This window comes from Neisseria sp. P0001.S005, assembly GCF_051963715.1.
In genome coordinates this window covers 1-242 of record NZ_JBQCTZ010001044.1, presented here as the reverse complement: position 1 = coordinate 242, position 242 = coordinate 1, and the positions used below count along the sequence as shown (strand labels likewise).

General features: G+C 59.1%; 1 pseudogene. It reads right to left on the bottom strand.

Features of this window, described 5'->3' with window-relative positions:
- Positions 1-242, bottom strand: a pseudogene (locus tag ACTHSP_RS24000) (hypothetical protein); the annotation flags it as partial.

Genomic DNA, 242 nt, shown 5'->3' with positions numbered 1-242 from the left:
TAGCCGAAGCCCCAATCGTGGCCTTTTACATCGGCATGACCGTCAGCTTTGCCGGTCGCATCGACAGCAACGGGACGGCCTGCTTGACGGGAAGCCAAGCCGCTGGCCAACTGGCTGATGGCGCCGGAAGCATCCCAGTCGGAGTATTTGCGCAATTCGGCTTTGGAATATTGGGCAATCAAACCGGCACCGACAGCGTGCTGCTCATTCAGTTTCCACGCGACTACCGGCTCGATGGCGAT